This window comes from Psychrobacter sp. FDAARGOS_221, from assembly GCF_002313155.2.
In the GTDB taxonomy this organism is placed as follows: Bacteria; Pseudomonadota; Gammaproteobacteria; order Pseudomonadales; family Moraxellaceae; genus Psychrobacter.
Window position 1 is genome coordinate 99331 of record NZ_NWFK02000001.1, and the last position, 23427, is coordinate 122757.

Here is a 23427-nt window from a genome sequence, read left to right on the forward strand (position 1 = left end):
TTTATATAATAACTTCAATAATTGCTTATAAACTACAGGTAATAAAAAAACCGCCACTGGGGCGGTTAAGTTTATGGTGAATGTTACATAGAGCTGTTAAAATACAGACCTACAAACCTATATATTGGAAGAGTGATATCCAGTTTTGGCATTTAACACTATAATGCTCGCAAGTATCTGGGATTTTTAACCTCTTATAATTAGGATCAGTTATTTTTAGCTGGCTACCTTGCTCGGCAGTTATAACAGTGGCGTTTTCATTCTTAGCAACACAGATATTAGATAAATCGTCCTCATTTCTACTAATGCTAGAGTTTAGCTGGGTAATATTTAATAGTTCAGCCTGTATTTGAATGAGATCAATCTTGTAATCTTTTTTATAAATTTTACTTACGTTGAATTCTTCCATGAACTGAGTAAATATTGATTCATCATATTTCATGAGGATTATCTTATCTTTAACTTCCTCGTATATGTGTTCAGAAATCAAGAAACAAATATGTCTCGATAGAATACTAGCTTCTAAATCATCCCATACGTTTTTAAAAATCGAAGGGGGGTAGTAGCGATAGCAAAGGTCTAAAATGGCATTTGTATCGATGCAATACTTTATCATCCAAACACCTTTTGTTCTAGATAAGATAACTGCTCAACATTATTTAAATTTAATATCTTCATCGCAGTATTGACAGATAAGTTACTATCCCATACAGCAGAAATTACTTGTTGCAAATAAATTTTTCCAAATTTATTTGCAGCAGAATACTGTCTACCTGTTTTTCCAAATCCCGCACTACTCTTGGAAGATAGCTGCTCCAAATAATCATTTAGCTCTTCTTGAGAGATTCTACCAGTGAGCTTTAATTGAATTGCAATAGCTTGCTTGCTCACTTTCAATTTTTTCCTAATAACTTCGACATTATTTTTCAGGGATAATTTATTATCATAATTTTCCTGAAGCTCTAACTCAGGCACAAGCACATATCCAGCAACTTCATTGCAATATTTTTCAATATCATAATTACTTTTCAGTATTTTTCCATCGATTGCACTTTCACGCAGACCCAAATGAACTAATTCATGAACCATGGTAAATAGTTTTCTAGAGTTGGTTTGACCACTAGAAAGAATGGTAATAATAGGCAATAGAGGGTAATAGAGAGCCATACCCTCTGAACCGATTTTTTTACGTGATATCTCAAAAACTAATATGTCTTTTTTTTCGACTAAAATACGCCATGATTTATAATAGTCATCATCACCGTCTACTTTAAAGTTAGCATTAGAAACTCCTAAGAACTCCCTAATAGCCAAAGAATCTTTTAAACTATTATTTCCTTGTAACTTAAGCTTGAAGGATGATGGCTCAACATCTAAGCACTCATAGGTATAAATTAAGTCCTCTCGACCGCTAGTTACCTCTTTAATTACTCTTTTGAGTTGGTATTGGTTTTCTTCATCTAATATATCACTTTGGTTTCGATGATCTATCAAATCAGGAAGATTGGACTTCTGTAGTTTATTTGATAAAAGATAGAATTCAGGTATCAGTAGAACCTTAGCGATATTCTCAAGTTGATTAAAGGTAAGCAACTCTGAATGCTCACTATTCTCGGCCTTTATGATTTTGTTTAATGGCACTCTAGATTTTTTAGACAGCAGTTCCCTAGAAAGCGACAATTGCTCTCTATAATGGCGTAAGGCCATTGGGGAATGAGTTATGAGTTTATTGGCCATATTCTCACTGTCTTTTTATTTCAAGTGGTAGTTAGGCATTTTATCATATCTAGTTGATACTCGATATTTAATTTAATTAATACATCAACCTCTTCTTTTCTCGTTGAACAGTTCTGCTTCAACACAGTCCGCAGTTTCAAAATCAATATCATAGCCATCGACATGAGTCTTGTAATATTCGAAGGTGAGAAAGTTAACGCAACCACAGGTAAAATACTAGTCACCTATCATGTCAATATTTGGGACGAAAAGACCAAAAAATTCAAAACGAAACTGGTTGAGCAGTCTAAAACTTTTAAAATGGACTATGATTAGTTTTAAACAACCTTTTCTTATAATGATATCTTTTAAAGCCAAGTTTATGGTTTAAACTTGGCTTGTTTTATTATTACCTGCATTTCTTTAGACGCCTGCTACAAATCCTTTTACTTACCATGCGCGCTACTACCACCCGGCAGGCACTCACACGACTCACTCCAACACTTAAATACGCGCATTATCAAATCCATAATTAATGGTAACTGGATGACAAAGAGCCTTTAAATTATTAGCAAAGTTATCACCAGGGGTAGGGTAGTAATAATCCAGTGGCATAGCCTCAGCGAGTTCATTTCGCATTGGATCTTGAGATAGACGCCATACAACTGTACCGGCTGAATCAACCTCGGTGATTTCAGCAATTTTAATACTCATATTAGTGCAATTTGCGCTTTGTAGCATCATAGTGCCAGCACCGTCAGGATGCATCAATGGCTGATCTGATGGATTTAAAACCCACATACTTACTAACAAGTTACCTTCAGGATCATACCTTGAAATAATACTGTCTTTATCAAAGAACATAGGGTTTCCTTCTTCCGATAAATCAATCCAGTTTTCAGCGTTGGCATTAAGACTGAGACCAACAAAAAATAGTAGTATAAGCTTTTTCAAAATCACCTCCTGAGTTAATTTAAAAGCTTTGCTAATCCTGGTTTAATATAGTTAGACTTAACCTTTTTGACCTTATATACAACAACTTTTCAATTTACGATTAAAGCCTATCTCAACTTCTTCTTATGTTCGATCGCCACATCACAAATCTCGAAGTGTGCATGACGGCTATCAATGATAGGGAAATCAGGATTTGATGGCACAAGCTCGCAGTATTCAATGAAACCTTGTTTGTCATTCGCAACAGCAAGATTATGCTGCTTATAGTCGTCTCCAACATAGTCAGCGACAGCCTGCTTTGGATTGCCTTCATAAGCTGTTTTATAAAAGGCCATGGCATGTTTTCAAATGCTACTTAAGCTGTTATCTAAACTATTGTATTCTGCTATTGTTGAGGTTCACTATTAAATATAGCTTAGGCAGGTGTCTAGCGTAGGGGTAGTTGTTTGCAAGTTTTTAATTAATACCAGGCTACTATTGCTATATTTATCTTTTATTGGTTTCAATACCAACAATAATACCAACATTTTATATAATCTGATATAGCTCTTTATAATCCCAAAGTGTATCAAACGCCCATAAAAAAAGGCCTACCGAATATGACGGTAAGCCTTGAATACGTACTGATATAAGAATTTGGTGGGCCCAGTAGGACTTGAACCTACGACCAAAGGATTATGAGTCCTCTGCTCTAACCAACTGAGCTATGAGCCCTGAATATTAGCTAATAGTATAGCGTTAATAGACGCATTATATTACCTGATTTATATTTTTTTGCAAGCCAAAATAGCAGGTTTTACTCAACTTTTTTCAATTAGATCCTGAATGGCCTCAATGCGGGCAGCTTCGATAGCAGCCCCAATAGCGCTGCCTTGTAAGCTGCTATCAACATCCTTAATGCTAATCTTTTGATAGGCCTCAATATAACGCTGAAACTCAAGTTGTTGGTAGCTAAGCTCAAACACTTTGTGTAAGGTCATTAATGCCATTAAAGTTTCAGGGTCTTTATCAGCTTTGTTGGCAGCAATTAGTGCTGCTATTTGTGATGCTTGGGGCTGATTGCTAATAAAGTAGGGAAAACTATTGATATAGCTGCTATTAAACTGAGCAATCTTTTTAGGCACCTTCAAAGACGCAGCCAATTGCTTTGACTGTTCGGACCACTGTTGCAAGACTGCAGATGATATTTGAGCGTCATCATCTAACTCATTTGGTGTTACTGTATCATGGTTGTTATGAGCATCTAAGCTGGTCTTAGTAATAAACTTATTGGAAATTTCATAGATGGTTTTAATTAAAGAAGGCGCTGCAAAGCTGCTCATCAATATACTCCAGCGCTGCGTTAAATCTAGTGACATAGACGCCGCTAATTGTAGCGCTTGGAATACAAAGTCTTGGTGAGTAACAGTGGTTTGATGGTCATTAAAATCAAAGGCTTGTGCTAAATTAGGCAATACCTGTGATAAAGCACCCAAGTCGAGCAGACAGTCTATATAAGCCTGTGGTGCTGATTGCATCAGTGCACGGCTGGTTTCTTGCCACACTCGCTCTGCCGTTAAGTGCTGTAATTCATCAGACTCGATAATTTGAGTAATAAGCTGCTTGGTTTCATCTGCGATACTAAATCTATAGTCTGTGTTATAAAAACGACCATAAAAACGAGCAATGCGTAGCACCCGCAATGGGTCTTCGCTAAACGCCTCTGACACATGACGCAATACCTTGTTTTTAATATCGTCAATACCGCCATAATAATCAATGACTTCACCACTGACCGGCGTATCATCCACTAAGCTTTTAACCTCTATCGCCATGGCATTGATGGTCAAATCGCGCCGTTTTAGGTCTTCTTCTAAGCTGACATCGGGTGCTGCATAGACCTCAAAACCTTTATAACCTTTACCTGATTTACGTTCGGTTCGAGCAAGCGCATACTCAGCCCTGGTTGTCGGGTGCAAGAAGACAGGGAAGTCTGCGCCGACTTGAATAAAGCCAGCATCGAGCATCTCCTGAGGTGTGGCGCCAACTACCACATAATCTTTATCGGTAAAATGGCGACCAAGAAGTTGATCTCTAACAGCACCGCCTACGATATAAACTTGCATAGCTATCCCTTGTGGTTAGTTATTATTTATAGGCCAATTAAATCATTTATTTCAGTAGCTATTATAGTACCTGTTTTAGTAGCTATTATAGTACCTGTTTTGGTAGATATAGTTTTTAGTACTTAAAAAGTGAGAGTGGAGCATAGGATTTTAGTCTGAGTCAATAATTAAGATTATTTAAATCTATAGCCACAGCGTTTTTGCTATAATCCTTATTTAGTACTGTCGTATCGTAATGAGCGACTAAAATTGATACCTATATATCGTTATGATGTATTGCAGATTATCACTGATACTATTAACAATTTAGATTATACTCAAGCAATAGTGGAGTTAATATTAATGATGATCTCAAATAAAAACCAGTTAACTAAAGCTTTGGTCAATGTAGCAGATCATGAGCTAATCAGACTGGTTTACGTTAGCAAAATTAGCAAAGCAACCAGGTCTGACCCTCTATTGTTTGAACATATCAGATTGCATGCTGAGGATTATAACCGCAAAAATAATATCAAAGGCATGCTTTGTAATGACCATCAGTATTTTTTGCAATGCTTAGAAGGTCAAAAGCAGTTAGTCGTGCTTTTAATGCAGCGAATATTTGATGATAAACGCCATAATAAGGTAAACATTATCCTGCTAAAAGATATTAAAGAGTTTATCTTTCACGATTGGCGCATGCGTAGTTTTAATCTTGATCAAAGATTATGGACACCAACTTCGCTTCAAGCTAATAGTCCTGAGTTAAAGGAGTTCCTGCCATTTAATCCCCTAACCTGGTCACCCTGGTTTATTGAGCATTTTTTAAAGACTATGCAAAAGTTTGATGACTCTCATCAGAGTTATGAAGCCGATCAGGAGTCTTATAATATTATCAGAGACCCACAGTCACGAATGATTAGTTGGTTTGATTCAGGTGTTTTACACTGGGTGTTATTTGGGTTGGTCGTGCTGTTGCTAATCTTATTAATCAACTTTAATACACTTTTTTAATTTGCTGATTTAATCCAAATCCTACTTTCTAATTCATAGCAGCCTATTTAGGTCAGAGTTAGATATAAAATAAGCCAGCAAATGCTGGCTTATTTTATGACTCAAAATTTTATAGACGTAGATGTAAGTTGCCTAGCAGCGCTTAGCAACTTGCCTACACATTAATCATTTGCGTTGGCTTCAATATCTTGAGCTTCAGTAACCGCTAGTGCAGTCATGTTAACCACACGACGAGCAGTAGCTGATGGCGTTAAGATATGAACTGGCTTGTTAGCGCCCAGTAAGATTGGACCAATTGATGCGCTGCCAGTTGCTGTTTTTAACAGATTGAAGGCGATGTTAGCAGCATCGAGCGTTGGCATAATCAATAAGTTAGCTGGGCCATTTAACACGCTATGAGGGAAGTCATGGCGACGAATGTTATCATCTAACGCTGCATCACCATGCATCTCGCCATCAAACTCAAAGTCAACACTCATCTCTGTCAACAGCTCATAAACACGGCGCATTTTAATAGCGCTGTCACGGTTAGAGGTACCAAAGTTTGAGTGCGATAGTAGAGCTACCCGTGGTTTGATGCCAAAGCGTCGCATTTCATTAACGGCAAGCACTGTCATTTCGGCTAATTGCTCAGCGGTTGGGTCTTCATGAATATAAGTATCGGCGATGAATAAGTTGCGGTTTTGCATTAATACCGCGTTCATAGAATAAAAATCAGTAACATTATCAAGTTTGCCAATGACTTTGCGCACATAGTCTAAGTGCAGGTGATAATGGCTGAAAGTACCACAGATCATACCATCGGCATCGCCTTTTTCTACCAGCAATGAACCGATAAGGGTTGTTTTACGACGAACATCACGGCGGGCTAGTTCGATACTGACGCCATTGCGTTTGTTCTTCTCGTAGTAGAATGACCAGTAGTCTCTGTAACGTGGATCATCATCTTGATTAACAATTTCAAGATTCTCACCCGCTTTTAAGCGTAGGCCAAGGGCTTGAATTTGTGACTCAATAATAGCAGGACGACCCACTAAGATTGGCTTAGCCAGACCTTCATCGACAACTACTTGTACTGCGCGCAATACATCTGGATCTTCACCTTCACAGTAAACGATACGCTTAGGATCTTCTTTAGCACGCGCGAACAGCGGCTTCATAACGAAGGCTGAGTTATAAACGAAAGCAGACAACTTCTGACGATAAGCTTGGAAGTCATCGATAGGCAGGGTAGCAACACCAGACTCCATCGCCGCTTTAGCAACAGCCGATGCAATCTCAATGATTAAGTTTGGCTCTAGTGGGCCAGGGATAAGGTAGTTTTTACCGAAGGTTTTACTAGAGTCAATGTATTTCTGACCTTGTAGCGGTGTGGCTTCAACGTGTGCCATTGCTGCAATCGCGTGTACACAAGCAATCTTCATTTCCTCATTGATCATGGTAGCGCCCACATCTAGTGCACCACGGAAGATATAAGGGAAACATAACGCGTTGTTTACTTGGTTTGGATAGTCAGAACGACCCGTTGCCATGATTACATCATCACGTACTGAGTGTGCGACTTCTGGCATAATTTCTGGTGTTGGGTTGGCCAGTGCGAAGATAATTGGATCGCGTGCCATACGCTTAACCATATCAACGCTTAAAATGCCTGGCATTGATAGACCTAAGAATAAGTCAGCATCGTCCATCACATCGTCAAGGGTTTTAGCCTCTGTATCACGGGCATAGCGCTGCTTAGTTTCGTCTAAGTTTTCACGCTTAGTAGAGACAATACCACGCGAGTCAGATACGAAGATATTCGACTTTTGCACACCTAACGCACAGATTAAGTCTAAGCAAGAGATGGCTGCGGCACCGGCACCTGAACAAACGACTTTAATGTCTTCAATCTTTTTATCAATAAGTTGTAGTGCATTAATTAACGCAGCACCAACGATAATGGAGGTGCCATGTTGGTCATCGTGGAATACCGGAATGTTCATACGTTTACGTAATTCACGTTCGATTTTGAAACATTCTGGTGCTTTAATATCTTCTAGGTTGATACCACCAAATGTTGGTTCAAGCGCAACAACTGCTTCAATAAATTTGTCTGGATCATTTTGAGCGACTTCGATATCAAATACATCAATACCAGCAAATCTTTTGAATAAAACACCTTTACCTTCCATCACAGGCTTAGATGCCAATGGACCGATATTTCCTAAACCAAGTACCGCTGTACCGTTAGTAATGACACCAACTAAGTTGCTACGCGCTGTATATTTTGCTGCAAGCTTTGGGTCTCTTTGGATTTCAAGACAAGGTACGGCAACCCCTGGAGAATAGGCCAGTGCTAAATCGTGTTGGTTTGCAATTTGCTTAGTTGGCGTGACAGAGATTTTACCAGGAATAGGGTGCTCATGATAATGCAGCGCTGATTGCTCAAACTGCTCCTTATTCATTGCACTGATATTATTTGGTTCTGAGAGGGTGGTATTAGAAGTATTATTGCTCATGTTTAAGACCAATTATCTTTTGAAAAATGAAACCCGCAAATGGGAAACTCAAGGTGTAGTGGAACGATTAGACCGTTAAGGTCCTTTTTATAATATTACCAACCTGCCTATGACGAAATCTTACTAATCCTTAGTAAAACCGAGTGTATCAAAACTAATCGTTGGTATGACACCCTCTTTATTAACATCATTGTTAGGCAACTTAATTGGCAATCTGATCCTCTTTTAAAGAGAATTAATTAAGTAGGGTTGTTAAGTATACTCATTTTTAAGCGCTTAAACATAGTCGTAATAACAATTATGACTGCGCATAATTAATGACATACTTAATATTATTAATTTGTCTTATTTAGCCATTCAGTTTTAAAGTGTAGCGTTTTAATAAGTCAGTTAATTGACAAGTTAAACGGTTTGAACCGCTTATGAATTGCTTTGATTTTTAAGCCATTGTAATAAATGACCCTAAATACATAAGCTTGAAATAAGCTAACCTAAAAAGCGCTATAAACAAACTAAAAACGACGTTATAAGACAATAAATAATGCCGCTTACGTTAGTAATGGTACGATTATACAGGTTTCGACACTGTTTATCTTGCGTAACAGACTAACTAATTGATTTTTTGTATGAATAATGTTTTGGCTACCTCAAAAAAATTATGATGAGCAGCTAATAACCAACGGCTTGGCATCAGCTGCTGGCGGTGTTGTGTACGCCTCAGTAGCAATCGGTTGCACTTGATAAGGCGTGGTTAGTAGTTTAAATAAGCGATCTACTTCAGAAAAGTCGCCAGACTCGGCCTGAGTGATTGCTTTTTGTGCCATCGCATTACGCAGTACATAAGCGGGATTGGTGCTTTGTAGTATGTTGATGACTGGCGATAAATCCGCAGGCTGAGACACGCTATAACCACTGCCAATTAACTGCTGATTGACATGCGCCACATATCTGTCTTGCCACTGCTGCCATAGCACGCGCTGTTCATCGTCAAGCTCATCATTCATGTGCTGTAATAACTGTGCTTCATGAGGATGGTTATCAGCGTCGAGCACGGCTATTAGTGCTCTAAAGCTGTTGGTATAATCTAACTTGTTGTCTTCAACAAATTGTAAAAACTCGAACGATAATTTTAATGTCGCATTGATATCATCGACATTTAGTTGCTTGTCAGAGTCTGTTTTATTAGCGTTAGCATTAGTGTCTAAATTATTATCTGCTTCAACTAACCCTTCCCAAGGCAAACCCATTTTGCGACAGATGCCTTGCTGATAGTGACGCATAAAGTCTGTTTCATAGTGCGCCAGACATTGAGCCAAGGTATCTCTACTGATGTCTTCTTGAGTATCGCCAATAACAGTCTTACCTGATAATTGCATAAAATGCAGCATCCAAACATTTAAGTTCCAGTGACCAATGGCCGGCTGATTTTGATAGCTATAGCGCCCGGTATAATCCGAGTGGTTATTAATCCAAGCTGGATCAAAACGTTCTAAAAAGCCAAAAGGTCCATAATCTAATGTGGTACCGGTAATGGATAGATTATCGGTGTTCATCACCCCGTGAGCAAAACCTATTAACTGCCAATCGGCAATCATAGTTGCAGTACGTGATACCACCGCTGATATGAAGTCTGCTACTGGCGTCTGTGAGTTGGTTAGCTCTGGATAATAGGTTTCGATCATGTATTTAGTAAAGCCGCCCAATAAATCAGGCGCGAAACTGGCTATCCACTCAACATGCCCTAGGCGTATGTGGGTGTCAGCAACACGCATTAACGCCGCGCCTGGCTCTATCGACTCACGTCGTACTGGTGTATCAGAGGTGACAAAGCCGAGTGAGCTTGATGAGCGCACGCCTAGTGATGTCATCGCATGGCCACATAAATATTCTCTAATGGTACTGCGTAATACCGCACGTCCATCACCCATGCGTGAGTAGGGGGTCAGTCCAGCCCCTTTTAGATGCAAATCAGTGAGCTGACCTTGCTTGTCTCTGACTTGAGCCATTAATAAGCCACGTCCGTCACCAAGCTGTCCGGCCCATTGTCCAAACTGGTGCCCAGCATAGGCCATCGCTAAAGGTTCAAAACCTTTAGGTACTTCTTCACCCGCCAATATCTGTACCCAGTGCTGCATCAGGTCAGGATCTTCATCCCATCCCAATTGACCAGCAACGATCGGGTTAAAGTGACCCGCTCTGGCATTTTTTAAAGGAACAGGCGGCTGTTTGTTATACAAGCGGGAGTCGAGTGTGGCATAGCTGTTTTCAAAGTTCATAATGTGGCTTATTTTTATAAGTGTTGATGATTGGATTTGGTTTTAATAGTGAGATTTAATTTTAATAGTCAGTTTTGATTTTAATAGTTAATTGTAACGGTCAAATGATAACACGAGTATCTAGTCAATTATTGATTTGAGCACTGTTTAAACATAAGCCAAACACAGGGGTAATAAAACATATTTAAATAAACAAGTGACAGGATTAATTTCGCTTAGCCCAAAATAAAAAACCCTTCCGGAGAACGAAGGGTTTCAATTTATTATTATTATCGTGATTTTTATTATTAGTTATTATTCATTTTTTTATTTTTATAGCTTTTATATTTACCGCATTAAAATAACGAGCATTGGCCATAGGTTAGGCAATGAGCAGTGATTAAACCGCTCGATAGCCACCTATAGTCTGAAACGCTTGTTTTAAGTTTTGATCGTGAGCTTTGATTTTGTTAGCAATCAGTTGATATTGATCTTTTAACTGCTCATCAACTTCATGTAACTTATCGGCTAACTTATCCTTTTTCATTTGTACCGCTTTGGTCTTAATGGCCTGCCACTCTTTAACAGTGTCATTAAACAGCTGATATTCAAACTGAATACGGTCATTAAAGCGATGCAACTCTGCTGGGACATGACTGTTGACAATCGTTCCATTTTCATCAGTGATATCGGCCAGCTTTTGCTGTGCACGTTTGAACTTCATATTCACTTCGGCATGGCGGATGGTCATGTCATCTACCACACGAAGATCTGAAGCCAGACCTACTTTAGCGAGTAGACCAATTAGCCATTTTGTAGGATCATATTGCCACCATTTAACACCATTGCGATAGTCATACTGGAAGAAATGATGGTAATTATGATAACCCTCACCCCAAGTCGGAATCGCTAAAATAGCATTGTCGCGTGCTGTATTGGTGTCGGTATAAGGACGGGTACCGTACATGTGACATAGCGAGTTAATAAAGAAGGTAAAGTGATGGTTAATCACCAAACGTACCAAGCCCGCCAGCAATAACGTGCTCCAAACATCGCCAATCAGCCAACCGATAGCGCCAATTAAACCAACGTTAGCGACCACAACCCAAGCACCATAATATTTGTGCTGAATTTGAAGTACCTTGTCTTTGGTCAAATCTGGGATGTTTTTATAATCAAAATTACCGCTTGGATAGTTTCTTAGCATCCAGCCGATATGACTAAACCAAAAACCACGTTTGGCTGAATATGGATCATCCATTGGATCGTCCACATGTCTATGGTGGGTACGGTGACCAGAACACCAGTCAAATGCGGAGCCTTGAACCGCTAAGGTTGCGCCAGCCAAAAAGAAGTTACGAACGGCAGGGTGTGCTTTATAAGCACGGTGTGACATTAATCTATGATAACCGGCAGTAATACTAAGCCCAGTCCATGCACCCACAGCAGCAAAAGTAAGCCATACTGGGGTACTTACCTTATGAGTGGCCAAATACCAAGGGGTAATCAGTGCTGCAGCGATAGGCGTAGCAACCAACACCACAGCAGGCACCCAGTTGACAGGGGCGCGTTTAAATTCGCGCTCAAGTGTTTCAAGGTCAGTCGACTGTGAAGCCGAATTGACTGTTGCTTTATTTGAAGAGTTGCTGTTGGCCTGAGGGGCAGAGAGTTGCTTTTTTTGAGCGGCGGCAGGGCCACTTCGTAAAGCTGAGATGACAGGTAAAATAGCCGCGGGTGAGACAGCAATGGAGGTTGCTATTTTCTTACTGCCGGCTACCGCTAACGCTACTGTCAGTGATGACACTTGTTTGCCTGTGTCTAATAACTTTAAAAACTTTTGTCTGTTGAACTGCATGCTTGTTGCATTCCTTGCAAGTAAATATAAATTTAATTCACGGCTAGAATAACGCATCTTTAATCGAAAGTGAACAGGTATTCACTAAGAATACCGATAATTGTTCAATAAAGTGAGGTTTGTTACTGACTGTAAACCATTTATTAATAGCCTAGCAACATATGCTTAAGTGCTAGCGTCAAAACTGGATTCTGAGTATCCGTTAAAAACCGCACTTATTAATGCATAGGACACCAAAATACAGAACTCTAAAATACAAAATTCAGAGTACTAAAATAGCATTAAAATAAAGTCACTAAACGACTGGGAAAGTCACTGATAATGTAGTTAACACCGAGATTAATAAGACGTTTCGCATGTTGTGGCTCATTAACGGTCCAAGCAGTGGTAGTTAATTGATAATGTCGAAAACTTTGTAGCAACTGCTGGCTTGATTGAGATGGTAAATCATATAGTGGGAAAAACAAGCCCACACCTTGGCAGCCCAAACGTTTAGCGATTAATGCCGTATCCATTAAAGGTGCATTGGTCGACATTAACATCGTAGGCTGAAAATCGGCATGTTCATCTTTAGTTACCATGCTTGCTGTGTCGACTGCAAATTTTGGCTCTACTAATAAACCACGTGGATACTGACTGAGCACAGGATGATTAAGCATGTACTGATGCAAGGTGACATCAAAACTGGTTAGGGTAATGGGTAGCGGCTTTAAGCTTGGGTCTAAAAGAGCCTGTGCTAATGCTTGAGTAAGACGCTGATAATTGCTTCGCTCGTGGGTTTTGACTTCTAATTCGATACGCTGATAACCATTGAGGTAGGGGGCCATGTCTTCTAATAACAGGTGCCGATTCCCTTGCAGCGGATATCTTAGTAGTTCCGTACTGTTGCACTGATCAATACGTGATTGCCTTTGCTGCAGTCTTGATAAGGTATCATCATGATGAACCAAAAGCTTATTATCGGCAGTCAGTTGTACATCAAACTCTATGCCAACCAGTTGCTTCGGATAGCGTCGATGCAGCTGTTGCAGATGATCAAAACCAGCGGCACTGTTTTCAAGTTGTTCACCACGCGCACCACGATGACCAAGTAAATAGCTTTGTCTAGGATTTAAGGCGGCAGCAGGTCTTGTTTGATACACATTAAAGCGATTTGTTGTGTTATTAGGTTTTGATGAGCGGTTTGAAGGCTGGCGAGTCGTCATAGTATTTATTCAAAGTAAGTTGATCAGGTTAGGTGTAAGGTATGATGGGAATCAGATGCAGTTTTAATAAGTATAGTTGTTACGGCTTCAAACTTAAAAGCTGTTTATCGTAGAATAGCTAAAATTAGAGGTGAATGACTAAAATTATCCTCTGGAATTGATCGATGATCGTCAACTAGGTTAAACGATATAAAGCGCATAGGCTTAGTAAGAGATACTGATAGATAGTTATTGATAAACACTGAGTTGACTTTAACTAAAAGGCAAATATCGAATAACAAAACAATCCATTAACAAAATCAGCTGCTATGGCGTATAATACCGTCAAAGCTGTTCCGATATAATAATTGATTACCTAAGAGGTTGTTTATAATGATGTTAAGTCACACCCGCAGTTGTGCTCGAAGCAAGGTCGTTGGTATTGTTTTACTAAGCACACTGACTGCCGTCGGCTGTAACAAAAACCCTGATGCAGAAGAGGGTGGTGCCAATCAACAACAAGTTGATAACGTGTTGGTGCCTGTCGTTGCTTGTGATGACAGAATGGTAGCAGCACAGTTAGAACAAGCGGTTAAAGCTAACTTGAGCACTCAAGCACAGCGTCAGTTTAATGCCTATGCCGAAAGCGCTGGTGAAACCTTAAGCACCAGTAACTTAAATAAAGCGACAACCTCAGTATTGGTCGATGTTGCTAATCCAGTGATGATAGCTGAAGCCAATGATCAAGGCATGGTCACTTGTAGTGCTAGCCTAAGCTTAACTTTGCCAAATCAAGACGTGGCACGTGCAACCAAGGTCTATTCTGCATTAGAAGATCGCAGCCTTGAGAGTGTGTTGCAAGCGCAAAACATCTCATTGAACAATAATATGTTAGTCGCAAGCGGTGTCAATTATATGGTCGGTATGCAAGGCGGCCAGACTCGAGCGCATCTGGTAGGTCAGCCAACTATCTTAGTCGCAGCCTCTGATATGCTAGCTAAGTCACAGTTTCAATCGACGCTGGATGCAACTTTAGCAACGCCAAGAGTTAGACAGCCTAAGCCTGAGCCATCTTTGCCAAAAGAGCCAACTATCAGATCTGAGCCGCAAGTACGTCCTGAGCCAGAGCCAAGAGCGGCTGCCAAAAAGTCTGAGCCAACCAAAACGGCGCCAGCCAAGTCACGTTCTAGCGAATCAGCAGCACCAAAAAAATCAAGTTCGAGCCAATTAAGCTCAAGCCAATCGGTTGGGCCTGCTGGTCAATCTAAGTCTTCAAGAGCTGAACCTGACAACAACAAAGCGTCTAATACGCGATCTCAAGCGCCTGCTAAATCGTCAAATGATGCGTCAGACACTCAGTTAGGCCCTGCTGCTAACAATAAAGTGGTGAGTCCTAAAGAAAAGGCACCGGTTGATCCTATTGGTGAGAAAATCAAAGAGATTACCAATAATGATGAGATCGATGTGGTTATCATCGAAGAAGAAGGTACTTATTAATAGCAAGCCTGTTTAAGTGATAAATAATTGGTTATCCCAATTGTTTGGTAGTTGTTTAGCAGTTACTTAGCAGTCGTTTAGGATTTGCTTAAATGAAATCAGCGGTTAACATACATAAAAGTGATGTTAACCGCTTTGCGTTTTACCAATCAATAAATAGCTAGCAACTAACGAGCAGCTGGCTTATTATTGAGTCAAGCCATCTAAGATAGTCTTATCCCAAAGCACTTCGTTAGACTGCTCAAGATTGGCGCAATATCTTGCCAGCACAAACAACCAGTCTGATAGACGATTAAGCAGTTTGGCAGCACCAGCGCTCATGGCCTGAGGTTGCTGTGTGCGTAAGCTGACAGCTTGACGTTCACAACGGCGGCAAACGGTACGCGCGATATGAGTCTGACTGACTAATACTGAGCCGGCTGGCAGAATAAAATCTTTTAGCGGTAACAAATATTGGTTTAAACCGTCAATTTGTGACTCTAACCACTCAATGTGAGCGTCTTCGATACCTTTGTATTCAGGCATCGCTAATTCACCGCCTATATTAAATAGCAGGTGCTGAATGATACTGATACTGTGTAAAATGTTTTCTAGGTCTGGTTGATCACTATTGATGCTGTCTGCTTTATTAGCTTGGTTGGTAAGCTGTTGAGCGTGAGCGGCAATCATGCCAATATGTGCATTGAGCTCATCCACATCTCCCATCACTGTAAATAGTTGATCGGCTTTGCTAATGCGATCGCCATTTGCCATGCCGGTGGTGCCATCATCGCCGGTGCGGGTATAAATTTTTGATAATCGGTTGCCCATTGTGTTTCCTAATTGTTTTTCCTAATTATTTTAAGGTTACGACATTGATGTTATAACACTGTGTGAGTAAATATAGCAATTTTTATCGAGCTTAGGTAATATGAGGGGATTTAAATTTATTGCTGCTCTAGTTAGCCAGTCTGCAATTGCCCAGATTTAATTTTTATTACTCATTTTTTATTATTTAGTTTTTATCATTTTTAGTTAAGGTTTTGAATATGTCATTACAGACCCATATTGTTGCTACACCTGATTTTATGACAAAGCAGTTTGCTGACAGTCAGGCTGCGTTAAAGATATATGACTCGATGACCACCAACAAGCGTGTGTTTGAGCCGTTACAAGCAGGTAAAATTGGCATGTATGTCTGTGGGATGACCGTTTACGATTACTGTCATATTGGCCATGCTCGTGTAATGGTAGCCTTTGATGTGGTGGCTCGTTGGCTACGTCATGTGGGATATGATGTCAATTATGTGCGTAATATCACAGATATTGATGACAAAATCATCGCGCGTGCCAATGAAAATGGTGAAACTATTGGTGAGTTAACCAAGCGCTTTACCCAAGCCATGCACGAAGATGCAACCGCTTTAGGCTGTGTTTCTCCGGATTTTGAACCGCGCGCTACGGATCATATCGATGAGATGTTGAGCATGATCGAAACGTTAGAGCAAAAAGATCATGCCTATGCGGCCAGTAATGGTGACGTCTATTATGCGGTAGAAACCTTTGCAGACTATGGCAAACTGTCAAAACGTAAACTTGAAGACTTGCAAGCTGGTTCACGTATTGATGTCGATGCGGATAAGAAAAACCCGTTTGACTTTGTATTATGGAAAGCCGCTAAAGTAGATGAGCCACAATGGCCATCTAACTGGGGTGGCGGTCGTCCAGGCTGGCACATTGAATGTTCTGCAATGGCAACCAAATGCTTAGGTAATAGCTTTGATATCCATGGTGGTGGTCACGATTTACAGTTCCCACACCATGAAAATGAGATTGCTCAATCTGAAGCGGCAACTGGCTGCACCTATGCCAATAATTGGATGCATGTGGGCTTTATTAATGTCGATGGCGAGAAGATGTCTAAGTCATTGGGTAACTTCTTTACCATTCGTGAAGTGATGGAGAAGTTCCATCCTGAGACCATTCGCTTCTTTATTTTATCAAGCCATTATCGCAGTCAGGTTAACTTCTCAGACATCGCATTAAAAGAAGCGCATTCTGGGTTAAGCCGTATTTATCAAGCGCTAAAAGTTGCTGAATCTGTACTAGAGTCGCCAATCGATGCAGTTAGCTTAAAAGCAGCGGCGACACAAGGCTCGCATATCGAAGACTTTATTGCTGCGATGAATGATGACTTTAATACACCGCAAGCAATCAGTGTATTATTTAGCCTAAGCAAAGAAATCAATAAACTGGCCCGTGAAGTGGGTGACCAAGCCGATCATGAGCAGCTGTTGGCGTTAGCCGTTACTTTAAAATCATTGGCTGGCGTGCTTAATATTGGTCAGTTAAACCCAACTCAGTTCTTGCAGGCTCAAATCGGTGCAGCCGCAGAAGGTCAATTATCAGATACTCAGATTGATGATTTGATTCAACAGCGACTGGATGCAAAAGCCAATAAAGACTTTGCACGTGCGGACCAAATCCGTGATGAGTTGCAAAATGCAGGTATTGAGCTAGAAGACGGTAAAAATGGCACCACTTGGCGTCGTACTTAGTTATTTTTCTAAGTGCTGTTTTCAGTGCTGTTTTCAGTGATGTATTAGTGATGTCTTACTGATATAAAATCATTTGCGTCACTTGAACTTACTACCTTCTATTTGTGTAAACTTTAAAAAAGCCTGCTCAGCAATGATGCAGGATTTTTTATCATTTTTTGTTGCGTTGCCTTGTCAAATTAACCACTATCAATCATCATTATTTGTTTAAGCCAATTTAATCTAGTTTAAGTAAATAACTTTAACCCATCGATAGAGTGACCCAGTAGCTATGGATATCCATCTAAAGTCTGATAAATCGCGCAACGTGTTTTACAACCTACTTGCATTGATAATGACAGTGCTGATCGTTGTTGGTGGGGCGACTTTTGGTGGATTATCGAGCAGTTATGCTGAGACGAGCCAAAGTCAACAACAGACTAAAACGGACGGCAGTAGTCAAACATCCTCACAAGATAGTGATGAGTCGCAGGAAGAATCAGGCTCTTTGATGGGATATATTAAAGACAGTCTCGATTTATATGGCAGTAATGAGTCTGAAAAGGAGGAAGAAGAGGAGCCTTATTTAACCCACAATTTACAAGCAACCAATGAGCTAACCGGTGAATACAACGAAGCTTATTTTGTTGTTAATAAACTCAACTCTGGTTTGCCACAGCCCAACATTTCTCCAAATTTAGAAACCCCTTTATCAACTTTAGAGTTCTTTAATGCTGCCAATATTCGCAAGGACTTTGCCTTAGCGTCTTATGCACTTAATCTCAATTCATTCGATGAAGGTAAACAAGTCAATATAGCCTCTGACTTAGTGCGTAAGCTTGACTATCTCTTGAATGAAAAAGACTTGTATGTCTTTGATGATGTTCCTGATAGAGCCGATGGCTTGGTTGAACCGTCTTTAGGTAGTACCAATCCAATCGAGGGCATTCCAAGACGTGCCATCAAATTAGGCTCGATTGATTACAAAAATCGCAGCATGCCTATTTATCTTGAACGGGTAAAAGTAGAAGGTCAGCCGCCGGTCTGGGTGTTTTCATCACAAACCGTGATGAGTATTGAGATGTTATATGACATCCATAAGCCCGCATACTTTGAGCGTTATATCCCAGATTGGCTATTGGTCAAGGTATTTGGGTTAAGGCTTTGGGAAGTGCTGGCGATGTTGGTATTTATGGCTGTGACTATGGGTCTTGGCTTGCTGATGAGTAAAGGTGCTGCCAAAGCCATCAAAGCCTACTCAGACAGAAAGCTGCAGCAAGTTGAGGAAAATGAGCTGTCGCTACATGGCAAAGGCATTACTGATTTATTTAGTAAGATTACGGCACCATTGACGGTCTTTATTAGCTTTTTGCTGATGTTTGCTCTGGTATCGGGCAGCCTGCCTAAGGTTAGCGCTATTGCTACTTCGTTACGTCCAATTATTTGGATAGGTCTGATTATTAGTGCGTTGTGGCTTGGGGTGAGGGGTACTAACTTTTTTGCAGATCGTTACCAAGATCATCAAATCGATACACTCACCGAAAAAGAATTTAATATTCAGCGCATACGTATGACCTATGTGTCTATCTTTAGACGCGTGTTCATCTTTGTGATTGTATTGGGCGGGCTGTGGATCAGTTTGGCTGAGTTTACTGATTTAGAAGGACTGGGTAAAACATTGATGACATCGGCTGGTATTGCTGGTGTGATCATCGGTATTGCGGCTCAGCCAACCCTGGGAAACATCATTGCAGGATTCCAAGTGGCATTGACGCAGCCAGTGCGTATTGGTGACACCGTTATGTTGAATGACATCTGGTGTGAGGTTGAGGACTTGCGTTATACCTATGCGGTATTAAAGACTTGGGATGACAGACGCTTGATTATTCCGATGAAAAATTTGGTGACTGAAATAGTAGAAAACTGGTCGCACACTTCATCCACTCAATCTTCTTGTATCTACTTATACGTAGATTATGGTGCAGATATTGACAGTATTGAGAAAAAGTTTGTTGAGTTAGCACAAGCACACGAGCTGTGTAGTGAGGAGATTGAACCACAAATGCAAGTCACTGGGGTAACAGAAACCACCATTATCTTGCGAGGTAAGTTAACTGCGGACTCTCCGATTAATGCCTTTAACTTAGAATGTGACATTCGTAAGCAAATGCTTGATTATCTAGGTGAACAACATACTGATCATCTGCCAACCGACCGAATTACTTTAGCGCCGCGAGCAAGCGAAAATAGCTAACTAAAAGTTTTTTATTAGAGTATAAATAAGCCATAACCCAAGCTTTGGTTATAAGTGGTTACATTTCAATTACTTTCTGGGGCTGACTGAACAAATTCAGTAACTCACATTAGCAATTAATTTGTTATAATATGCTGCTAATTTCTCCCAGCCAAGAGGTTTGTATGTTGCGAATCGTAGATGATGCCCTAACTTTTGATGATGTTTTGTTGCTGCCAGCATATTCTAATGTGCTTCCAAAATCTGCGTCATTAACGACGCGCCTAACCGAAGATATTTCTTTAAACCTACCTATAATCTCTGCTGCAATGGATACCGTAACCGAATCAGAGATGGCCATTACTATGGCTCAACTTGGCGGTATGGGAATTGTGCATAAAAATATGGATATTGATCGCCAAGCGATGCAAGTCCGCCGTGTGAAAAAATTTGAAGCCGGTACCGTTGTTGACCCAATCACTGTAACCCCAGATATCAGTGTTGGTGAATTACTACGCATCACTCATGAAAATAACATTTCAGGTGTGCCAGTGGTTGAGCCTGGTAGTGGTCAAGTGGTTGGTATTGTGACGCATCGTGATGTCCGTTTTGAGACCAATCATGATCAGCCAGTTAGCAACGTCATGACACCACAAGATAAGTTAGTGACCGTTAAAGAAGGCGAGTGCAACGAAAATATCAAAAAACTGTTGCATGAACATCGTATCGAAAAAGTATTGGTTGTTGATGATAACTTCGGCCTAAAAGGCATGATTACGGTCAATGACTTTAACAAAGCAGAAAACAACCCAAATGCGTGTAAAGATTTGCAAGGTCGCTTACGTGTTGGTGCTGCGGTAGGTACTGGCGCTGATACACAAGCACGTGTTGAAGCCTTAGTTGAAGCAGAAGTAGACGTTATTGTTGTCGATACAGCACACGGTCACTCACAAGGCGTTATTGATAAAGTGGCATGGGTTAAAAAGAACTTCCCACACATCCAAGTTATCGGCGGTAACATTGCCACTGCAGATGCTGCATTAGCCTTACGTGATGCTGGTGCCAACGCTGTTAAAGTGGGTATTGGTCCTGGTTCAATTTGTACCACTCGTATCATTGCTGGTGTTGGTGTGCCTCAGATTTCAGCCATTGACAATGTTGCTTCTGCGCTAAAAGACAGCATTCCATTGATTGCTGATGGCGGTATCCGCTTTTCAGGCGATATGGCCAAAGCTATTGTTGCTGGCGCGTCATGTATCATGGTTGGTTCACTGCTAGCAGGTACTGAAGAAGCACCAGGTGAAGTTGAGCTATTCCAAGGTCGTTACTACAAAGCATACCGTGGTATGGGTAGTTTGGGCGCGATGTCAGGTTCTAATGGCTCATCAGATCGCTACTTCCAAGATGCCAAAGATGGCGTTGAAAAATTAGTACCAGAAGGTATTGAAGGCCGTGTTCCTTATAAAGGCCCTGTAAGTGGTATCGTTAACCAAATGGTTGGCGGCTTACGCTCTTCAATGGGTTACACCGGTTGTGCAACTATCGATGAGATGCGTACCAAGCCTGAGTTCATCAAAGTAACCGCAGCAGGCATGAAAGAATCTCACGTGCATGATGTACAAATTACTAAAGAAGCGCCTAACTATCGCGTGGGTTAATTCTTTAGATTCAGTCGGCGTTTAATAAGCAGACGTCAGCTTATCTAAGTATTGATTGTATTAGATTATTAATTGTTAAAGACCAAAAGAGAACACTCTTTTGGTCTTTTTTATGTTCAATACATTAATCTTTATTGAATTGATAATTAGCACATATAGAGCAGTGGCAAACCTAAAAATGTTCATAGAATAGGCCGAGCTGTGTGGTAATATAAGGGTGTAAAAACACAACTTAATTACTATATGCACAAGCATGATGTCTGCTAAAAAAGCAATACGGCTTCAATAAATGCATGCGCTTGTTTTAACTGATTGAATTGATTGATTTTATGTCGATTGTTTTTGGTATAACTCTTTTTTAATTAAGCGGTAATAAGTCATTTTAAGCATCGTTTGATAAACAACTTTGTTTTAGATGTTTAATTATATGATGCTTATTAGTAGATTTGCTTTGAGGGATTTTACCCCTGTGCTTAATAAAATATTGTGTTTTCTAATTTGATATTAATAACGATTTTGAATTTGAGGTATCTATGAGCTATTTTGGTACAGATGGTATTCGCGGACTGTTTGGCAAATTCCCAATTACACCTGATTTTGTTCTAAAGTTAGGTTATGTCACAGGACAAGTGCTGGTTGAGCAAAATAAGAATAAAAACAAAAAACCCAGTGTGGTTATCGGTAAAGATACCCGTTTATCTGGCTATGTGATTGAAGCGGCTTTACAAGCAGGCTTTAACTCAGCCGGTGTCGATGTCCATATGATTGGCCCGTTGCCAACCCCTGCGATAGCCCATCTGACCCGTAGCTTCCATGCCGATGCTGGTGTGGTTATTTCTGCCTCGCACAACCCGTATTATGACAACGGTATTAAGTTTTTCGCCGCCGATGGTCGCAAGCTAAGTGATGAGATGCAAGAGGCTATCAATGCTAAACTTGATGGCATCGTCGAAGGTCATGCTGATTATACTCAAGACGATCCAGCGCAGCTTGGTAAGCACTTCCGTATTAATGATGCCAAAGGCCGCTATATCGAATTTTGTAAAGGCAGCTTCCCGTATCAATATGACTTATCTGAGTTAAAAATTGTCATCGACTGTGCCAATGGTTCAGGCTATAGCGTTGGACCACGTGTATTAAGAGAGCTTGGAGCTGAGGTCGTGGCCATTCATAATAAGCCTGATGGTATTAACATTAACGATAAGTGTGGCTCAACCTATCCAAGCACCATTCAACAAGCAGTGGTGGAGCATAAAGCAGATGTCGGTATCGCCTTAGATGGTGATGGTGACCGTATTGTCATGGTGGATGAAAACGGTGAGCTGGTCGATGGTGACGGTATCTTGTATATTTTAGCGATTAAGGCTGAAACCAAAGCGCAAGGTGTGGTCGGAACTCAAATGAGCAATATGGGGCTACAACTGGCGCTAGAAAAAGAAGGCATCGAATTAGAGCGTGCTAAAGTAGGCGACAGATATGTGATGCAAGGGCTTGAGTCTAAGGGTTGGATTTTAGGCGGTGAGCCATCGGGTCATATCTTATGTTTAGATAAGAGCCGCACCGGTGATGCCATTATTGCAGGGCTACAAGTGTTGGCTGTTATGGCGCAAACTAATCAAACACTGAGTCAATTAACCGAAGGCTTTAGCTTATTGCCACAGTGCTTGGTTAACGTGCGTTTGGAACAAATGCAAGACCCTTACGACTTCCCTGAGCTGGTGAAAGCATTTGAAGATGCTGAAAAAAAAATCGAAGGTCGAGGCCGTATTTTAATTCGTAAATCAGGTACAGAGCCATTAATTCGAGTGATGGTTGAGCTTGATGACCAACAGCAGTGCGATGAGCTGGCACAGCAATTGGCTGATCAAGTTAAACAGGTCATGGCATAAACTAGGCTTTGAGTTAACACCCTAACCGAGCCGTTGGCTGCACCATGTGCATAAAGTTGATAATAAATATA

Annotated in this window: 17 protein-coding genes and 1 tRNA gene; 7 read left to right on the forward strand and 11 right to left on the reverse strand. The window is 40.6% G+C overall.

From position 1 onward, the window contains the following. Positions 1-109: 109 nt before the first annotated feature. Together A6J60_RS00470 and A6J60_RS00475 are read right to left on the reverse strand one after the other, a co-directional pair. On the reverse strand, positions 110-616 hold the full coding sequence (locus A6J60_RS00470) for a DUF4411 family protein (protein WP_096064253.1): 507 nt from the start codon (positions 614-616) through the stop codon (positions 110-112). Further along, complete coding sequence (locus A6J60_RS00475) at positions 613-1737, reverse strand: ImmA/IrrE family metallo-endopeptidase (RefSeq protein ID WP_096064254.1); 1125 nt, start codon at positions 1735-1737, stop codon at positions 613-615. The genes A6J60_RS00470 and A6J60_RS00475 overlap by 4 nt, the downstream gene beginning before the upstream one ends. Positions 1738-1899: 162 nt before the next feature. Here A6J60_RS00475 and A6J60_RS13335 point away from each other — a divergent pair, with 162 nt between their 5' ends. Continuing rightward, complete coding sequence (locus A6J60_RS13335) at positions 1900-2052, forward strand: hypothetical protein (protein WP_193777991.1); 153 nt, start codon at positions 1900-1902, stop codon at positions 2050-2052. Between the two features lie 168 nt (positions 2053-2220). Here the strand turns inward: A6J60_RS13335 and A6J60_RS00480 are convergent, their stop codons facing one another. The 4 genes from A6J60_RS00480 to A6J60_RS00495 all read right to left on the reverse strand — a co-directional run bounded on the left by A6J60_RS00480 (position 2221) and on the right by A6J60_RS00495 (position 4775). Then, positions 2221-2670, reverse strand: coding sequence for a hypothetical protein (locus A6J60_RS00480; RefSeq protein WP_096064255.1), 450 nt, complete (start codon positions 2668-2670; stop codon positions 2221-2223). Positions 2671-2777: 107 nt separating this feature from the next. Beyond that, the gene (locus tag A6J60_RS13485) at positions 2778-3005 is read right to left on the reverse strand and encodes a hypothetical protein (protein WP_227526006.1); all 228 of its coding nucleotides are present in this window, start codon (positions 3003-3005) and stop codon (positions 2778-2780) included. 302 nt (positions 3006-3307) lie between these two features. Beyond that, positions 3308-3384: transfer RNA gene (locus A6J60_RS00490), tRNA-Ile, on the reverse strand. Between the two features lie 86 nt (positions 3385-3470). Further along, complete coding sequence (locus tag A6J60_RS00495) at positions 3471-4775, reverse strand: tRNA cytidylyltransferase (RefSeq protein WP_096064256.1); 1305 nt, start codon at positions 4773-4775, stop codon at positions 3471-3473. Positions 4776-5117: 342 nt separating this feature from the next. Here A6J60_RS00495 and A6J60_RS00500 point away from each other — a divergent pair, with 342 nt between their 5' ends. Next, complete coding sequence (locus A6J60_RS00500) at positions 5118-5768, forward strand: BLUF domain-containing protein (protein ID WP_193777992.1); 651 nt, start codon at positions 5118-5120, stop codon at positions 5766-5768. A gap of 161 nt (positions 5769-5929) precedes the next feature. On the opposite strand, the gene A6J60_RS00505 is transcribed toward A6J60_RS00500, so the two are convergent. The 4 genes from A6J60_RS00505 to A6J60_RS00520 form a co-directional block, all read right to left on the reverse strand. Then, positions 5930-8269 (reverse strand): NADP-dependent malic enzyme, encoded by a 2340-nt coding sequence (locus A6J60_RS00505; RefSeq protein WP_096064257.1) that lies wholly within the window; start codon positions 8267-8269, stop codon positions 5930-5932. A gap of 656 nt (positions 8270-8925) precedes the next feature. Further along, on the reverse strand, positions 8926-10545 hold the full coding sequence (locus tag A6J60_RS00510) for a protein adenylyltransferase SelO (RefSeq protein WP_096064258.1): 1620 nt from the start codon (positions 10543-10545) through the stop codon (positions 8926-8928). A gap of 379 nt (positions 10546-10924) precedes the next feature. Further along, positions 10925-12379, reverse strand: coding sequence for a fatty acid desaturase (locus A6J60_RS00515; protein ID WP_227526007.1), 1455 nt, complete (start codon positions 12377-12379; stop codon positions 10925-10927). A 281-nt stretch (positions 12380-12660) separates the two neighbouring features. Then, positions 12661-13584 (reverse strand): glycerophosphodiester phosphodiesterase, encoded by a 924-nt coding sequence (locus A6J60_RS00520; RefSeq protein ID WP_096064259.1) that lies wholly within the window; start codon positions 13582-13584, stop codon positions 12661-12663. A 372-nt stretch (positions 13585-13956) separates the two neighbouring features. On the opposite strand from A6J60_RS00520, the gene A6J60_RS00525 reads away from it, so the two are divergent. Beyond that, the gene (locus A6J60_RS00525) at positions 13957-15060 is read left to right on the forward strand and encodes a hypothetical protein (protein WP_096064260.1); all 1104 of its coding nucleotides are present in this window, start codon (positions 13957-13959) and stop codon (positions 15058-15060) included. Between the two features lie 186 nt (positions 15061-15246). Here the strand turns inward: A6J60_RS00525 and A6J60_RS00530 are convergent, their stop codons facing one another. After that, positions 15247-15870, reverse strand: a complete 624-nt coding sequence (locus tag A6J60_RS00530) for a cob(I)yrinic acid a,c-diamide adenosyltransferase (RefSeq protein WP_096064261.1) — start codon at positions 15868-15870, stop codon at positions 15247-15249. A 218-nt stretch (positions 15871-16088) separates the two neighbouring features. On the opposite strand from A6J60_RS00530, the gene cysS reads away from it, so the two are divergent. The 4 genes from cysS (at position 16089) to glmM (ending at position 23356) form a co-directional block, all read left to right on the forward strand. Next, positions 16089-17597: a cysteine--tRNA ligase gene (cysS, locus tag A6J60_RS00535; RefSeq protein ID WP_096064262.1), complete on the forward strand. Its 1509-nt coding sequence runs from the start codon at positions 16089-16091 to the stop codon at positions 17595-17597. A gap of 271 nt (positions 17598-17868) precedes the next feature. After that, a complete protein-coding gene (locus tag A6J60_RS00540; RefSeq protein ID WP_096064263.1) occupies positions 17869-19830 on the forward strand; it encodes a mechanosensitive ion channel family protein in 1962 nt (653 codons plus the stop codon). A gap of 164 nt (positions 19831-19994) precedes the next feature. Next, positions 19995-21467 (forward strand): IMP dehydrogenase, encoded by a 1473-nt coding sequence (gene guaB / locus A6J60_RS00545; RefSeq protein WP_096064264.1) that lies wholly within the window; start codon positions 19995-19997, stop codon positions 21465-21467. A gap of 533 nt (positions 21468-22000) precedes the next feature. Next, positions 22001-23356, forward strand: coding sequence for a phosphoglucosamine mutase (glmM, locus tag A6J60_RS00550; RefSeq protein WP_096064265.1), 1356 nt, complete (start codon positions 22001-22003; stop codon positions 23354-23356). The last annotated feature ends 71 nt before the right edge of the window (positions 23357-23427 follow it).

Bases quoted from the DNA above. Each gene is read 5' to 3' on its own strand.
- A6J60_RS00500 (WP_193777992.1), top strand. From the start codon at position 5,118: ATGATGATCTCAAATAAAAACCAGTTAACTAAAGCTTTGGTCAATGTA.
- A6J60_RS00525 (WP_096064260.1), top strand. From the start codon at position 13,957: ATGATGTTAAGTCACACCCGCAGTTGTGCTCGAAGCAAGGTCGTTGGT.
- A6J60_RS00495 (WP_096064256.1), bottom strand. From the start codon at position 4,775: ATGCAAGTTTATATCGTAGGCGGTGCTGTTAGAGATCAACTTCTTGGT.
- A6J60_RS00520 (WP_096064259.1), bottom strand. From the start codon at position 13,584: ATGACGACTCGCCAGCCTTCAAACCGCTCATCAAAACCTAATAACACA.
- A6J60_RS13485 (WP_227526006.1), bottom strand. From the start codon at position 3,005: ATGGCCTTTTATAAAACAGCTTATGAAGGCAATCCAAAGCAGGCTGTC.
- A6J60_RS13335 (WP_193777991.1), top strand. From the start codon at position 1,900: ATGAGTCTTGTAATATTCGAAGGTGAGAAAGTTAACGCAACCACAGGT.
- A6J60_RS00540 (WP_096064263.1), top strand. From the start codon at position 17,869: ATGGATATCCATCTAAAGTCTGATAAATCGCGCAACGTGTTTTACAAC.
- A6J60_RS00510 (WP_096064258.1), bottom strand. From the start codon at position 10,545: ATGAACTTTGAAAACAGCTATGCCACACTCGACTCCCGCTTGTATAAC.
- glmM (WP_096064265.1), top strand. From the start codon at position 22,001: ATGAGCTATTTTGGTACAGATGGTATTCGCGGACTGTTTGGCAAATTC.
- A6J60_RS00515 (WP_227526007.1), bottom strand. From the start codon at position 12,379: ATGCAGTTCAACAGACAAAAGTTTTTAAAGTTATTAGACACAGGCAAA.
- cysS (WP_096064262.1), top strand. From the start codon at position 16,089: ATGTCATTACAGACCCATATTGTTGCTACACCTGATTTTATGACAAAG.
- guaB (WP_096064264.1), top strand. From the start codon at position 19,995: ATGTTGCGAATCGTAGATGATGCCCTAACTTTTGATGATGTTTTGTTG.
- A6J60_RS00475 (WP_096064254.1), bottom strand. From the start codon at position 1,737: ATGGCCAATAAACTCATAACTCATTCCCCAATGGCCTTACGCCATTAT.
- A6J60_RS00530 (WP_096064261.1), bottom strand. From the start codon at position 15,870: ATGGGCAACCGATTATCAAAAATTTATACCCGCACCGGCGATGATGGC.
- A6J60_RS00470 (WP_096064253.1), bottom strand. From the start codon at position 616: ATGATAAAGTATTGCATCGATACAAATGCCATTTTAGACCTTTGCTAT.
- A6J60_RS00505 (WP_096064257.1), bottom strand. From the start codon at position 8,269: ATGAGCAATAATACTTCTAATACCACCCTCTCAGAACCAAATAATATC.